Origin of the sequence: Empedobacter sp. UBA7611, from assembly GCF_002484365.1 — a bacterium.
Taxonomy (GTDB): domain Bacteria; phylum Bacteroidota; class Bacteroidia; order Flavobacteriales; family Weeksellaceae; genus Empedobacter; species Empedobacter falsenii_B.
The window spans coordinates 1-15,823 of sequence record NZ_DLJR01000027.1; the positions used below are offsets into that span (position 1 = coordinate 1).

Sequence of the window (15,823 nt, forward strand, 5' to 3'; positions counted from 1 at the left end):
CAACTTTTGATACTGATCCCTTATAACTCTCAGGAAAGGATAAAACAACTCTGTGTAATCAACCGAGATTAATGTTATACGTTTTAAGTTGTATGTTTTACGAAATTAGAAGTTCGGAAGTATGTAAATCCTTGTCAAGGTTTGAAACCTTGACAAGGATATTTTTAAAACGTTTTTATCCTTCGACAAGCTCTGGATGACATATTATAGAAGTTAAAATTCTATCTCTAATAAAAAAACTGATAAAATAACCAAATGTAAATCAATGTTTACCTTTGGTAGTATTGTGAATATACAGTTATCTATATTATTACCGATACTAAGTTTATTTTAGCTCATTCATCATCAACTTAATATCTTTTTCCAAGGCAGTAAAAAAAATAATATCGCTATTGAAGAAACTGTCAATTGAAATAGATTATGTTTAGCTTCTTCTTTTTTTATTAGAATATTACGTTCATTATCATAATAAAGTTTTATTTTTTCGCCGAGGTTTAATTCCGCACAAGCATTTCTTCCATATTTCACCTTATAAATTAATTGTTTATAAGAAACATACACACTACTTGACCCTTTAGATCCACTACAAGACTTTTCAACAATTGTAGTGGTAACAACTTTATTCTGAGTAGCAATTCTAATGTTTCTGTTATAGAAATACAGACAAATAGATAATGCTATAATACATCCAAAAAGGGCATATATCTGTCTAATGAAATAATAATCATTTTGAAGTTTCATAATTTATTTATCTTTATCTACGATTACTGATTCTAAAAAAAACCTCACTAATTAATTAGCGAGGCTTTTATCTTTTTAAAATCTTAATCTTACACCATTTTCGGTTGTAAAGGCTTTTTTACGGAAAAGGAACAAAGTAAGTCCTCCAATAAAAATAGCCGAATCTGCGATATTAAATACAGGCTGAAAGAACTTATAATGTTGTCCGCCTACAATTGGAATCCAAGAAGGCCAATCAAACTCCACAATCGGGAAATAAAGCATATCTACGACACAGCCCGTAAACCAACCAGAATAACCAGCGAAGTTTGGTTCTGCAATACCTTGATATCCTACCCAATCCTGAAACATTTCATTGTAAGTAGTTCCTTTATCGAAAATAACGCCATAAAAAATTCCGTCAAGTACATTCCCTATTGCGCCTGCCAAAACAAGCGCAATCGGAATGATAAAGAAATTATTATTTAGTTTTTTCGACCATGCATTAATATAGTAGATAATCATTCCGATTAAAGCAATTCGTAGAAGTGATAAAATTATTTTTCCTGTTTCTCCTCCGAAATGCATACCGTATGCCATTCCAGGGTTTTCTACAAATGCTATTTTAAACCAACCCAAAACATCTACGTCTTCACCTAAAAAAAAGTGTGTTTTTACGTAAAATTTTGAGATTTGGTCTATGATTAAAACCAAAATGGTAATGAGTACTACTTTTTTCAAAATACTTGATTAACGTTGCATATTTTTAGCTTCGATGCTTAATGTTGCATGCGGAACTAATTTCAAACGATCTTTATTAATTAATTTTCCTGTTACACGGCAAATACCGTATGTTTTGTTCGAAATACGTAACAATGCATTTTTCAAATCACGGATAAATTTATCTTGTCGTGCTGCTAATTGTGCATTTTGTTCTTTCGACATGGTTTCAGAACCTTCTTCAAACGCCTTGAACGTTGGAGACGTATCGTCAGTACCATTGTTACTATCGTTCGTGTAAGCTTCTTTCAATAATTCGTAATCTTTTATCGCTTGATCTAATTTNNGTAATCGCAATTTGCGTCATCAATCCATTAATTTCAACCTCTGCCCCATTTGCAACTTGATCCTGTAAAACAAGATCTTCGGCTAATGTCTCAGAACAAATGTAATCTTTGTTTTGCTCGACTGCATTTACGATTGATTCATCATTTTTTAAGTTAAGTATAATTTTGTCGGTTACTTCTAGTCCGGTTTCTTTACGTAGATTCTGAATTCTATTTACCAATTCACGTGCAACACCTTCATTAATTAACTCTTCAGTCAATTGTAAATCAAGTGCTACTGTCAATGTAGAATTAGAAGCTACAGTCCATCCTGGGATGTCTTTTGTAGCGATTTCAAAATCTTCTAAATCTAAAGTTAATGTTTTGTTGTCAATTAACAAATCTATTTTACCTGATTGCTCTAATTTAACAATTTCTTCATTCGTCAATTCTGCTGTAGCAGCCGAAATAGCTTTCATTTCTTTACCATATTTTGGACCTAAAGTCTTGAAATTAGGTTTAATAGATTTCACTAAAAGATTTGAAGCTTCTTCGTTTGTTAAAAGTTGTATTTCTTTAACGTTAACTTCTTGTTTCAATAATTCTGATACAGCTTCCAAATTAGCTTTCATCGTATCATTCAATACAGGAATCATTACTTTTTGTAATGGTTGACGTACTTTGTTATCACTCAATTTACGAAGTGATAAAATCATACTTGTCGCCGTTTGTGCTAAATGCGTTTGTTCTTCTAATTCGGTTTTAATCAATGATTCGTCTGCAACGGGGAAATCTGCTAAATGCACAGATTCTGCAGGATTTTTACCTGTAGCTGCATTCAAATCTTTGTACAAACGATCCATGAAGAATGGTGCAATTGGAGAACCTAAAATTGAAACCGTTTCTAAAACTTTGTACAATGTTTGGTAAGCTGCAATTTTATCTTTCGAATAATCACCTCTCCAGAAACGTCTTCTTGATAGACGAACGTGCCAGTTTGATAAATTATCTATCACAAATTCTTGAATAGCACGAGCCGCTTTTGTTGGTTCATAATCTGTTAAAAAGGCATCAACTTTTTTCGTTAATGTATTCAATTCAGAAATAATCCATTGATCTAATTCAGCTCTTTCATTTACAGGAATTTCTTCTTCTTCAAATGTAAATCCGTCCACATTCGCGTATAATGCGAAGAATGAATAGGTATTATATAATGTTCCGAAGAATTTACGACGAACTTCGTCCACTCCAGCAATATCAAATTTTAAGTTTTCCCAAGGTTGCGCATTCGCAATCATGTACCAACGTGTTGCATCAGGACCATAAGTTGCCAATGTATCGAATGGATCGACAGCATTCCCCAAACGTTTTGACATTTTTTGACCATTTTTGTCTAATACCAATCCGTTTGACATTACATTTTTATATGCTTTCGAATCAAAAACTAATGTTCCGATTGCGTGTAATGTATAGAACCAACCACGTGTTTGATCGACACCTTCTGCAATAAAATCAGCTGGATACATTGTTCCATTATCAATCAATTCTTTATTTTCGAATGGATAGTGAACTTGCGCATAAGGCATTGCTCCAGAATCAAACCAAACGTCAATCAAATCCGCTTCGCGTTTCATTGGTTTTCCTGATTCAGAAACTAATGTAATTTCATCTACTACATTTTTGTGTAAGTCGATTAAATCATAGTTTTCTTCTGTCATATTTCCAACTTCGAAATTTTGGAAAGGATTAGAAGTCATTACGCCTGTCGCAATTGATTTTTCAATTTCAGCAACTAATTCTTCTACGGAACCAATTACTGTAACTTCATCCCCTTCTTCAGTTCTCCATATTGGCAATGGAATTCCCCAATAACGAGAACGAGATAAATTCCAATCATTGGCATTTTCTAACCAGTTTCCGAAACGTCCTTCTCCAGTCGCTTTAGGCTTCCAATTGATTTCTTTATTCAATTCAACCATACGGTCTTTCACATCCGTTACCTTGATAAACCAAGAATCTAATGGATAATATAAAATAGGTTTGTCTGTTCTCCAACAATGTGGGTAACTGTGTTTATATTTCTCTACTTTGAAGGCTTTGTTTTGCTCTTTTAATAAAATCGCGATTTCTACATCAACCGATTTTTCAGGAGCAGTTCCATCATCGTAATATTCATTTTTTACATATTTACCTCCATAACCTTCTGGTAAATCAGCCACAAAACGACCTTGTAAATCTACTAAAGGAACAGCATTTCCATGCGTATCTAATACCAACATTGGTGGAACACCAGCTTCTTTTGCAACACGCGCATCATCCGCACCAAAAGTAGGCGCAGTATGTACGATACCTGTACCATCTTCTGTTGTTACGAAATCTCCAGGAATTACTTGGAAAGCATTCTCTGCATTTTCGTAAGGCAACGCCCAAGGTAATAGTTGCTCATAACGAGTTCCAACAAAATCAGCACCTTTGTATTCTCCTACAATTCTATAAGGAATTGTCTTATTTCCTGCCGCATAAACTTTAAAATCTTCTTCTGTTTCTGCTAAGAAATATGGTTTACCGAATTGTTTAGCAACCAATGGTTTTCCTAAAATTACGCGAATTGGCTCGAATGTATATTGATTGAATGTTTCAACTACAACATAATCGATATCTGGACCAACTGTTAACGCTGTATTTGATGGCAACGTCCAAGGTGTTGTTGTCCAAGCTAAGAAATACACATCTCCATCAAAATCATTGAATAAATCTGTAGAATCTTTGTTTACTTTAAATTGAGCAACAATCGTTGTATCTGTAACATCTTGATAAGTTCCTGGTTGATTTAACTCGTGTGAAGATAAACCTGTACCAGCTTTAGGAGAATATGGTTGAATTGTATAACCTTTGTACAACAAATCTTTGTTATAAATTTGCTTCAACAACCACCAAACAGACTCCATATATTTTGGTTTATACGTGATATATGGATCTTCCATATCCACCCAATAACCCATTTTTTCAGTCAAATCATTCCACAAATCTGTGTAACGCATTACTGTACGTTTACACGCTTCGTTATATTCTTCAATTGAAATTTTAGTTCCAATATCTTCTTTGGTAATTCCTAATTCTTTCTCAGTTCCCAATTCTACTGGTAAACCATGCGTATCCCAACCCGCTTTACGAAAAACTTGTTTTCCTTTCAAGGTTTGGTAACGACAAAATATATCTTTGATAGAACGTGCTAAAACGTGGTGAATCCCTGGCTTTCCGTTTGCAGAAGGAGGACCTTCATAGAACACAAAAGATGGATTTCCATCACGCGTAGAAATACTTTTCTCGAAAACATTATTTTGTTTCCAATCTTCTAACGTTTCTTTTGAGACTTGTACCAAGTCTAAGTGCTTATATTCTCTAAACTTTTTTGCCATCGAATTCTTTCTTATTTCTTCTAAATCAAGGAGTGCGAATATAAGAAATTTTTACATATTTTTATTGTTATAGAAACGAAAATCATATTAATAATTGCTTAAATTTATCCCAATATTACAGATTTAACAATTCTTGAATAAAAATCAGATGATTTCAGATTTAATTCAGCATTAACCAAATAATTAACAACAATTTCTAAAGATATTTTTTCGATGAAAAAAGGCTTCAAATATTACTCAATTCTATTTCTAATTTTGCTTTTTGCAAGTTGTTCCAAAAACGAAGATTATACGGTTTTGATTCCAACAGATGCAGATTTTGTTGCGTTGATAAATCCAAAATCAATTGCAGAAAAAGGTAATTTTCAGAAATTAGAACAATACAAAATTTATCAATTAGCCGAAGGCGAACTTAAAAATCAAGATCCGACTTTTGATCAATTATTAAATGATATCAAAAACAATCCGACCTCAGCAGGCGTAGATATTATCAGTCCTATTTACCTTTTTGGGCAAAAAATTAATGGAAAAAATATGGTTGCGTTGATTACAAATATGCGTGACAAAGATCAATTTGAAAAACATTTATCAACCATTTACAAAGGTTTATACAAAAAAGATATTTCGTTTGAAAAGAAAGAAGGTTTTACAACGAACTCTGGATTCAATAAACCGTTTATGGCTTGGAATAAATCTCAATTTTTATTGATTGTTTCTGAATTTGGAGTTGGAGAAAAAGCGATTCAAGATTATTTTACGAAAATTATCAACGATAAACATTCACTTGCGAAGGAAAATAATAGTTTTGGAGATTTTGTCAAAAACTCACAGGATATCAACATTTGGTACACTGGAAACTTTTTGAAAAACTTCTCAAAACACGAAAGTTCTGAAAAGAAAAACCTTGATTTTACAAAAAGTTCTTGGGTTAATTTTATTTCCTTTACTTCGGACGGAATTAGTTTTACGCAGAAATTTCATCCAGATGCGATTACAAAAGTTGAATTGCAAAAACATCCGATGTGGAAATCAAAAATCAATACTGATTTTTTTAAATATTTTCCTGCACAAAGTTACATGAATATTGGACTTGGTATTTATCCTGCCAACACGCGTTATGTGTTCGAAAATCAAAATTTCTTGACTACTTTTTTAGAACAATATGAAATTGATTTGAACAAATTAGAACAAAGTTTTGAAGGCGAAGCTTTGTTTAGTGTATATGATTTTGAGATCGGAAAAGCATTTAATCCAAATGATTTTTTTGGTAAGAAAGAAGCTTTTATTAAGCAGGTTGTTTATCCGCAATTTGTTTTGGGTGGAAAAATGAAAAACGATCTTTTCTTCAACGAATTTATTAAATCTCATCAAGAAAATATTCAGAAAATTGGACCTTATTACATGTTACCAATTTCGACAAATATGAAGATTTATATGACATACAAAAACAATTTGATGTACATCACAAATAATCAATCGATTATGAATCAATATTTGAACAAAATGGTAAGTTCTTCAAATTTTGTCACAACAGGATACGCTACAAACGCTTCAAATCCAATGTTTGGTTACGTGAATCTAAATTTTGATCAATATCCAAAAGAAGTTCAAAAATATATTTATCAACAAATTCCGTTCGGAAACACGAAAGAAATGCAAACGGTTTTATCTTATTTTGATCACATCGATTACCGCGTTTCGAATGAATACACAAAAACAGGAAAAATACATATGAAAAAGACGGATAAAAATAGTTTGGAAGTGATTTTCTTACTTTTGGACCAAGCTTATTCACTATTTTTCAATCAAGCTGCACAACAAAATGGAAATTAAAATCAGTCAACTTGTTCCGCATCCTTTGAAAGAATTTGGGTTCGAACAATCTGAAATTTGGAAAAATACATACACTTTTTCAAGCGGAAATATTTATCAAATCGTTGCACATTCTGGTGTTGGAAAATCGACGTTGATTAATATTTTGTACGGTGATAGAAAAGATTATGACGGAGAAGTTTTGTTTGATGGACAAAATATTAAGAATTATTCTTTGAATGATTGGACAAAAATTAGACGCGAAAAAATTGCGTATGTTTTTCAAGGTTTGCATTTGTTTGAAGAATTAACTTTGATGGAAAATATCCAATTAAAAAATGTATTAACACAACATCAATCCGAAAATCAAATTATTGAATGGATTGAAAAAGTTGTTTTAAAAAGTCATTTACATCAAAAAGCGATTCATCTTTCTTATGGTCAACGTCAACGAATTGCTGTGATTCGTGCACTTTGTCAACCATTTGATTTTTTGCTTTTAGACGAACCTTTTAGTCATTTAGATGAAGTAAATCAACAACTTCTGATTGATTTGGTTACCGAAGAAGCTACAAAAAATAACGCTGGAATCATCTTTACAAGCTTACACGAAATTCACGATAAACGCCTTGCAAATGTCATTCAACTCTAAAACTTTAATCGAAAAATTAGTTCGTAAAAACCTAAGTTTCTTGCGAATTACAACCTTTTGTTTTTTCTCAATCATTGGATTTTTCATCTTGATTTTGGCTGGAACAATTTATTTGGATTATGCTAAAAATTTTGGAGAAGATAGTTCAGTTTGGAAAGCAAATTATGTGGTCTTAAACAAAAAAATATCGTCTTTACAAACGTTGACTGGAGAAAAACCAAGTTTTAGTGAAAATGAAATTAACGATTTGAAATCGCAAAATTTTGTAGCAAAAGTCGGAACATTCAAAAGCAGTCAATTTCCTGTGAAATTACAAGTTGGTGGAGTTGCTGGAATTCGTGGTTTTTCGACTGATTTATTTTTTGAATCTGTTCCAGAAGATTTCATTGATGTAAAAGAATCAGATTGGAAATGGCAAGAAGGACAAGATTTTATTCCGATTATTATTCCGAAAAGTTATTTGAATTTGTACAATTTCGGTTTTGCAACAAGTCAAGGTTTACCACAAGTTTCGGAAGGATTATTTACTAAAATTCCTTTTCAATTGATTTTAGGAAAAGGAGAAAATCAGAAAGTATATCAAGCAAGAATTGTCGATTTTACAACAAAAATTAATACGATTTTAGTTCCTGAAAACTTTTTGGAATGGGCAAATCAAACTTATGCACCTCAAAAAAATACAGAACCTTCACGAATTGTTGTTGAAACGAAATCTCAAGGAGATGAAAATGCTTCGACTTATTTTGAGCAACAAAATTATGATATCAACAAAGATGAATTGAAAAATAATGAATTGACGTATTATCTGAAATTAGCTTTTTCGTTGGTTTTATTTATTGGCTTAATCATTGTTTTTGCAGCGATTTGGTTGATGATTATCAATTTTCAATTGATGATTGAAAAGAATAAACACAAAACGAAAGATTTATTTTTGATTGGATACAACATCAATCAATTGGCTCGTCCGTATCTGAAATTTTCGATTATATTTATGTTGATTAGTTATATTATTTCGATTCCGTTGGTTTATTTTGTTTTAGATATTATCAAAGAAAAAGTCGGAAAATTTATGGCAACAGAAACTTCTCACGTTTGGGAAGTTATTGGTTTTGGATTAATCATCGTGATTATTTTATTCATTATTAATAAAATAATTTTGACACAATCGATCAAAAAAATTGCGTTGAAAGATTAATGCTAAATTTTATAAAAACATAAAAAAGGATGCTGAAAATTCAGCATCCTTTTTTATTTATACTTAAATATTCTCGATTAGAACGAATATCCAACTCCTATAGAAAACGAATGATTTTTTACATCTCCAACTTCTACATTGTTATTGTTTTTATTATCTCCTATTTTAGTTAATCCCATATAATATCTCGCTCCAACATTGATATTGTCTGTTACATTATATCCCAAACCGAAGTTAACACCAAAGTCAAAGTTTTTTACATCATCTTTTACATCAAACTTTTGTTCTGTTGTGTAAACGGTATTATTCGCATATGTACTTGTAGATTGTTTGTTGCTCGCATACAGATTAAATCCAAATTGTGGACCAGCCTCTATATTAAAACGAGATGCAGCAGGATAGTATTTGAACATGATTGGAACTTGAATATAATCTAAAGTCGTTTTGTTTTTACTTTTTACAGTTGTATTTCCTACTTCCATTACTTCATCTTTGTACTTTCCTCCCATTCTTGTAAAATTTACCTCTGGTTGAACAGCAAATTGATCAGTAATTGGAAAATGTCCATAAACACCTGCACTAAAACCAACTTTATAATCATTGTCCTTTACATCATCTCCATTAAAAGAAGACATATTAACACTCGATTTTATACCAAATTGTGACGATGTTGTTTTTTCTTGTGCGCTCAAACTTACAACTCCTAACATTGCAGCAGCAATAAAAAATATTTTTTTCATCTTTTAAATTTTATAGTTCTAATTATGATGTATGCATAATTTCAAGTCTTGTGCCAAATAATGTTAAAAAAGAGTACTACAAATATTAATTAACTCATATTAAATATATTAATCATTTAATTTTAACATTCATAAAAGCATATTAATAAAAAAAAGCTACATCTTTCGATATAGCTTTTATAAATTATACGTTATTTTCTATTAGAATTTATAAGCAAAACCAACAGATACTGCATTATATTTCCAATCTACAGTGTTATTATTTTCTGGACCAGCAGAAATTCCTTTATACCCTGCATATAAATCCCATGTTGAAGCAGAATAGCCAATTTTAGGCTGCCAAAATAAACCTCCTTCATAACCGTCAGTTGTAGCGAAAGCATAACCTAAATCAGCACCTACAAATAAATTATTTCCAAACTCGTATTTAGCTGTTGCTGCTAATGGAATAAATCCAACATCATCTTTTTCAGCTACAACTACATTATTAATTTTATACTCTTTTCCAATAAAATGATCATAACCTACTTTAGCACCTAATTTAAAGTTATTTGCAATAGGATGTAAATAAGCTAAATCTACTCCGATATTAAATGAAGATACATCTGCTGTCTCTCCTACTGGAATACCTACGTGAACTGTACCTTCTACTCCTGTTGTTTGCGCTGAAACTCCAACCATACCTGCTACTGCGAAAGCAGCTGTTAATAATACTTTTTTCATTTTTATAATGTTTTAAAATATTTACAATTTTGTTAAACTTATTTGCATAATTTCAATTTATGTGCCAAAGTTAAAAACTAGATAATGATAAAAAATACTAAAATTAACAATAACCTAATATTCAGAACTTTATTTCACAAAAAAAGCTCCAAAATAATTTTTGGAGCTTTTCTGTGTTTATTGATTTGACTTATTGTCCGACCATTTTGTATAAAATATTCTGTTGTTGTTTCGCATAATTGGTATCAATTTCTGCAGCTACACCAATCATTTCGTCTAAATAATTAAACTGATTCATGATTTTTGCTTGATCAGCTGCATCAACTTTTCCGTCTGCAACAACTTCTTTATATAAGGTTTCGAATTTCTTCAAAACAGGATTATAAGCAGATTCAAAAACTTTCAATGCTTTGTCTTTATCACCTCTTTCTCCTAATGCAGAAGCTTCGTTGTAGATTGACATCATCAAATCATTTTTAGCTGCTGCTAAATCTGAACCAATTGAATATCCTTTTCCTGAAGGTAACGACTCGAAAAAAGCAATTTTTGCATTAGCTTCTTTACGAACATGCGCAAACAATTCTTGTGCTTTTTTATCCTCTCCAGCTTTCAAATAAATTCCAGCAATTCTACTTACTCCATAACCAATATCGTATTTCGCTAAAGCAGGAATTTCTAACATTACTTTATCTAAAACTGCAATTGCTTCTTTTTTGCGTCCTGCATTCAATAAATCATCTGCTAAACGTACCGCAGTATTTCTATATGAAGATGTGTAGTTACGCTCTGTCAAACTAAATGAAGCATCAGGATTATTATATCCAGACCATTTATATGAATTAAATGTTCTTAATAACATATCATTATCAGAAGCTCCAATAATTCCTCCTTTACCAAAAGGTGTATAAATTGGAACTAATTTATAACTCATTCCAGCATTCAATAAATAATCATTCATATAGAATGTATTTTCTGGATCAGAAATTCCTCCTCCACTAAAGTAAATAGGACGATCCCAATTGTATTTCGCCATCATTGACAACAATAGTAAATTGTTTTTGAACAAACTTGACGCTTTGATATTAATTGTGATTGAATCAACCATTTTATCCGCATCTTTTGCACTTACAATTCCGTATTTTAGCGCATTTGCTTTATTTACTGGAACTACAATTTTAGAAACAGGTAAATAATTTGCTTGTCCAATTGAATAACCAAAATAATCTGCTAAAGCTTGTTTTTCTGGAGATTTATTATTTAAAATAAAATCCATCGCTTCTTTAGCGGTCATACTATCTGTCGTTAAATATTTTTGTAAAGGTTTTAAACTTTTATAAACTGACATCACTTGATTTGGATCAATTTCAGGATCAGATAAATATTGAGCAACTTGTTCAATTGGCATTTGACTTAATGTTTCCAAAGTTTGATTAGATCCTGGTTTGATGAAACTATTCAATTGATCAAAAATATTTTTGATAGAACCTCCTACCACAAAAATTTGATCGTTAGTTCCAGATTGATAATCTTTCGGTTTCAAATCACTTGGAAGAGGCGCTGCATTGTACGTTCTACGTAACAATTGTTCTAAATTCCATGGAGAAGCAGCCAACGTTAAATTCGCAATTTTTACATCATCACGGAAATTTTCGGTTTCTTGTAATCCCCAAAGTGGATAAGTATCATTGTCTCCATAGACAAAAAGAATAGCGTTTTTATCGAGCGGATTCAGATAATTGTAAGCTAAAGAATAAGCTACAGAACGCTCTGAACGATCGTGATCATCCCAGTTTTGAGCTCCCATTAAAATTGGAATACCAGCTAAAATAACAGTCGTTCCAATTGCTAAAGATGGTTTCAATTCTTGCTTCATCAATTTCTGAAGTAATAAATAAACTCCTTGTACACCCAATCCTGCCCAAATCGCAAATGCATAGAAACAACTTACTAATGCATAATCACGTTCACGAGGTTCGAAAGGTTTTACAGATGTATAAAAGATGATTCCGACACTTGTTAAAATAAACAATGACAACAATGACCACCAGTTAACAAAATTTCTGTTTAATTGTGTAAATAACCCGATTAAACCTAAGAATAATGGTAACATGAAATACACATTCGTTCCATCATTTCTATATTCATCTGGTAATTTTGATTGATCACCTAAACGTGGATTATCAATAAATGGAATTCCTGAAATCCAGTTACCTTTTGTAATCTCGAAATTACCTTCTAAATCATTTTGACGACCAGAGAAATTCCACATAAAGTAACGAATAAACATATAGTTGATTTGATAATCAATAAAATAATTAAACTGTTCACCAAATGTAGGTGGTTCGATATCTAAAATCTCACCATATTTCTTAAGTTCTGCAACTTTTAATTGTCTGTTTTGACGCTTTTCTACCAATTGAGCGTACATTTGTTGCGCTTCTTTATCACCCGCATATTGTGCATTCAAAGAGAATTTTGGAAAAGCATAAACTGCCGCATAATTCTCCATCACACCTGGGTCTGGACTGAACATTTTAGGGAAAAACTTTACATATTTATCTTCGTATGTATAATCTAAACGATCCGAAACTTTCAAATATTTTCCTGTACGTTGATCCTTAATATATTCAGAACTACGAACTGTACTTTCTGGCGCTCCGTTAGTATCACGCTTAATTCCATCACTTGCAATATGAGCCGTAAAAACTGGTCCGTACATCACAGGCCAAGAACCATATTGTTCACGATTAAAATAATCTAAAACACCCAAAGCTGTATCAGGATCATTCAAATTCATATGAGGATTTGCATTGGCACGAATCGGAATAACTAACCAACATGAGAAACCAATCAACATAAAAATCACACACCACGAAATTGTATTCAATAAAGCTGATCCATATTTCTGAGTTAATTTAATCGCAAAATAGAAAACTGCGATTAAAATAATAGCGGCGATAATTGTCCCAGAATTGAAAGGCATTCCCAAATTATTGACTACATAAATCTCTGTTCTACCAAAGAAAGTCATTACAACTGGGAATATTATTTTGAATACAAAAGCTAAAATAATCAATGTAATAACATTTGCGATTAAAAAACTTTTGATTGTAAATCTATATTTTCGAGCATAGTATACAAAACAAACTGCTGGAATTGCTAACATTGCCATTAAGTGAACACCAATCGATAAACCAATCACCAACGAAATAATTACTAACCATTTGTTTCCTCTAGGTGTATCTGCTACTTGATCCCATCTTGTAATCAGCCAAAATAATAGCGCAGTAAAGAAAGATGCCATTGCGTAAACTTCTCCTTCTACCGCAGAAAACCAGAATGTGTCGCTAAACATAAAAATTGCAGCTCCAACTAATCCACTTCCTAATGTTATAATTTTTTGAGAAGCATTTAGTTCAATCGCATCGACATTCATTGGATCTTGCGTTTTTGCAAACATTTTTCGAGCAAAATATGTAATTGTCCAAAACAAAAACATAATTGTTCCTGCACTATACAAGGCAGATGTACTGTTGATTAATATGGCGTATTTGCTTCCGTCACCAAAAGCTAAACCAGACCAAACTGCTCCCATTATTTGGAACAAAGCTGCCCCTGGTGCATGCGTAATTCCCAATTTTGCTGATGATACAATGTACTCACCACAATCCCACAAACTCAGGTAACGCTCCATCGACGCCAAATACAATATTGTCGCTATCAAGAACATCGCAACACCCAAGATGTTGTTCCACTTTTTGAAATTTATATCCATTTTGTTTTAATAAACTATCTTGCGAAAATAAGATAAAAAATTGATATAGCTTAGGATTGAAATGATTAAATTCTGATTAGAATCTCATCTAAACAATATAGATTTATCGAATATTTTAAAATTAATTTTAAAGTTTCTAATCGATTCATTTACATATTAACAAAACATCAAATCCTACAAAATAAAGATACATTTTCTCAAATAGTTTTGATTCTAAACTTTTTTCATCTAAATTTGCAATGCAAAAAGCAATGCCTTTAACAGACAAAATTCTACAAACGGGCTTCACTTTTGACGATGTGTTATTAGTGCCTGCCTACTCAGAGATATTACCGAACCAAGTATCTCTACAAACAAGATTCACAGACAATATCACCCTTAACATTCCGATAGTTTCTGCTGCGATGGATACTGTATCCGAAGCAAGATTAGCGATTGCATTAGCTCGTGAAGGAGGTTTATCTTTCGTTCACAAAAATATGTCGATCGAAGAACAAGCGAATGAAATTGATATGGTAAAACGTTCGGAAAACGGAATGATTTCTGATCCAATTACTTTATCTCGTCATCACAAGTTACAAGACGCAGTAAACTTAATGGAGAAATATAAAATCTCTGGTTTACCTGTTGTTGAAGAGGATAGAACATTGGTTGGAATTATTACAAATCGTGATATTCGTTACCAAGAAAACTTCGATCAATTGGTAGAAGATGTGATGACAAAAGAAAATATCATCACTTCTGATATTGATACTGACCTTAAGAAAGCAAAAGAAATTCTTTCTCGTTACCGTATCGAAAAATTACCAATCGTTGACGAAAACAATAAATTAATTGGATTAATCACGATTAAAGATATTGACAACTTAACAGAATTCCCTAACGCATGTAAAGACACAAAAGGTCGCTTACGTGTTGGAGCAGGTGTAGGAGTTGGTGCTGATACATTAGAACGTGTTCAAGCTTTAGTAAACAAAGGTGTTGATATCGTAGCGTTAGATTCTGCTCACGGACATTCAGCTGGAGTTATTAGTAAAGTTGCTGAAGTTAGAAATGCTTTCCCAGAATTAGATATTGTTGGTGGAAATATTGTAACTGCAGAAGCTGCAAAAGCTTTGATTGATGCAGGTGCAAATGCTTTAAAAGTTGGTGTTGGACCAGGATCTATCTGTACAACTCGTGTTGTAGCTGGTGTTGGTGTACCTCAACTTTCTGCTATTCATGATGTACATTCTTATGCTAAAACAAGAAACGTTTCGATTATTGGAGATGGTGGAATCAAATTATCAGGTGATATTGTAAAAGCGGTTGCTGCTGGTGCAAACTTGGTGATGTTAGGAAGTTTATTCGCTGGAACGGATGAAGCGCCAGGAGAAGAAATTATCTTCCAAGGTCGTAAATTCAAAGCATATCAAGGAATGGGTTCTTTAGCTGCTATGAAACGTGGTTCTAAAGATCGTTATTTCCAAGCTGATGCGAAAAAATTAGTTCCAGAAGGAATTGAAGGTCGTGTTCCTCACAAAGGTTCTATTGCAGAAGTTGTTTACCAATTATGTGGTGGATTACGTGCTGGAATGGGATACTGTGGAACTCCAACTATTCAAGATTTAATTGAAAACGGAAAATTTGTTCGTATCACAGGTGCAGGTTTAAATGAATCTCACCCACATGATGTTGTGATCACAAAAGAAGCTCCTAATTATTCGAATTAAGAATTATCAATATATTAAACAAAATAGCA

Annotated in this window: 10 protein-coding genes and 1 pseudogene; 4 read left to right on the top strand and 7 right to left on the bottom strand. The window is 32.2% G+C overall.

The features are described from left to right. Window positions 1-345: 345 nt before the first annotated feature. From B3R94_RS03880 to ileS, 4 genes and pseudogenes are all read right to left on the bottom strand, one after another. Window positions 346-741: a hypothetical protein gene (locus B3R94_RS03880; RefSeq protein ID WP_115001528.1), complete on the bottom strand. Its 396-nt coding sequence runs from the start codon at window positions 739-741 to the stop codon at window positions 346-348. A gap of 75 nt (window positions 742-816) precedes the next feature. Then, the gene (locus B3R94_RS03885) at window positions 817-1,461 is read right to left on the bottom strand and encodes a lipoprotein signal peptidase (RefSeq protein WP_286474103.1); all 645 of its coding nucleotides are present in this window, start codon (window positions 1,459-1,461) and stop codon (window positions 817-819) included. 9 nt (window positions 1,462-1,470) lie between these two features. Continuing rightward, window positions 1,471-1,767, bottom strand: a pseudogene (locus tag B3R94_RS03890) (TraR/DksA family transcriptional regulator); the annotation flags it as partial. After that, a complete protein-coding gene (gene ileS / locus B3R94_RS03895; RefSeq protein ID WP_291098827.1) occupies window positions 1,727-5,185 on the bottom strand; it encodes an isoleucine--tRNA ligase in 3,459 nt (1,152 codons plus the stop codon). The gene ileS and the pseudogene B3R94_RS03890, both read right to left, overlap by 41 nt. 213 nt (window positions 5,186-5,398) lie before the next feature. On the opposite strand from ileS, the gene B3R94_RS03900 reads away from it, so the two are divergent. The 3 genes from B3R94_RS03900 to B3R94_RS03910 are packed head-to-tail and all read left to right on the top strand — an operon-like array spanning window position 5,399 to window position 8,844. Beyond that, a complete protein-coding gene (locus B3R94_RS03900; protein ID WP_291098830.1) occupies window positions 5,399-7,018 on the top strand; it encodes a DUF4836 family protein in 1,620 nt (539 codons plus the stop codon). Next, on the top strand, window positions 7,008-7,649 hold the full coding sequence (locus tag B3R94_RS03905) for an ATP-binding cassette domain-containing protein (protein WP_291098833.1): 642 nt from the start codon (window positions 7,008-7,010) through the stop codon (window positions 7,647-7,649). The genes B3R94_RS03900 and B3R94_RS03905 overlap by 11 nt, the downstream gene beginning before the upstream one ends. Then, window positions 7,633-8,844, top strand: coding sequence for an FtsX-like permease family protein (locus B3R94_RS03910; RefSeq protein ID WP_291098836.1), 1,212 nt, complete (start codon window positions 7,633-7,635; stop codon window positions 8,842-8,844). Before B3R94_RS03905 ends, B3R94_RS03910 begins: the two co-directional genes overlap by 17 nt. A gap of 77 nt (window positions 8,845-8,921) precedes the next feature. On the opposite strand, the gene B3R94_RS03915 is transcribed toward B3R94_RS03910, so the two are convergent. The 3 genes from B3R94_RS03915 to B3R94_RS03925 all read right to left on the bottom strand — a co-directional run bounded on the left by B3R94_RS03915 (window position 8,922) and on the right by B3R94_RS03925 (window position 14,082). Next, window positions 8,922-9,584 carry a porin family protein gene (locus B3R94_RS03915; RefSeq protein WP_291092395.1) on the bottom strand — a complete coding sequence of 221 codons (663 nt, stop codon included), beginning with the start codon at window positions 9,582-9,584 and terminating at the stop codon, window positions 8,922-8,924. A 201-nt stretch (window positions 9,585-9,785) separates the two neighbouring features. Next, window positions 9,786-10,307, bottom strand: a complete 522-nt coding sequence (locus B3R94_RS03920) for a hypothetical protein (RefSeq protein WP_125348662.1) — start codon at window positions 10,305-10,307, stop codon at window positions 9,786-9,788. 190 nt (window positions 10,308-10,497) lie between these two features. After that, window positions 10,498-14,082 (bottom strand): DUF2723 domain-containing protein, encoded by a 3,585-nt coding sequence (locus B3R94_RS03925; protein ID WP_291098839.1) that lies wholly within the window; start codon window positions 14,080-14,082, stop codon window positions 10,498-10,500. A gap of 251 nt (window positions 14,083-14,333) precedes the next feature. Between B3R94_RS03925 and guaB the strand changes: the two genes are divergently transcribed. Continuing rightward, window positions 14,334-15,794: an IMP dehydrogenase gene (guaB, locus tag B3R94_RS03930; protein WP_291098842.1), complete on the top strand. Its 1,461-nt coding sequence runs from the start codon at window positions 14,334-14,336 to the stop codon at window positions 15,792-15,794. Window positions 15,795-15,823 lie beyond the last annotated feature (29 nt).

What these genes read in the sequence shown, in the direction of transcription:
- B3R94_RS03900 (WP_291098830.1), top strand. Translation starts at nt 5,399, where the DNA reads ATGAAAAAAGGCTTCAAATATTACTCAATTCTATTTCTAATTTTGCTT.
- B3R94_RS03905 (WP_291098833.1), top strand. Translation starts at nt 7,008, where the DNA reads ATGGAAATTAAAATCAGTCAACTTGTTCCGCATCCTTTGAAAGAATTT.
- guaB (WP_291098842.1), top strand. Translation starts at nt 14,334, where the DNA reads ATGCCTTTAACAGACAAAATTCTACAAACGGGCTTCACTTTTGACGAT.
- B3R94_RS03920 (WP_125348662.1), bottom strand. Translation starts at nt 10,307, where the DNA reads ATGAAAAAAGTATTATTAACAGCTGCTTTCGCAGTAGCAGGTATGGTT.
- B3R94_RS03915 (WP_291092395.1), bottom strand. Translation starts at nt 9,584, where the DNA reads ATGAAAAAAATATTTTTTATTGCTGCTGCAATGTTAGGAGTTGTAAGT.
- B3R94_RS03925 (WP_291098839.1), bottom strand. Translation starts at nt 14,082, where the DNA reads ATGGATATAAATTTCAAAAAGTGGAACAACATCTTGGGTGTTGCGATG.
- B3R94_RS03910 (WP_291098836.1), top strand. Translation starts at nt 7,633, where the DNA reads ATGTCATTCAACTCTAAAACTTTAATCGAAAAATTAGTTCGTAAAAAC.
- B3R94_RS03880 (WP_115001528.1), bottom strand. Translation starts at nt 741, where the DNA reads ATGAAACTTCAAAATGATTATTATTTCATTAGACAGATATATGCCCTT.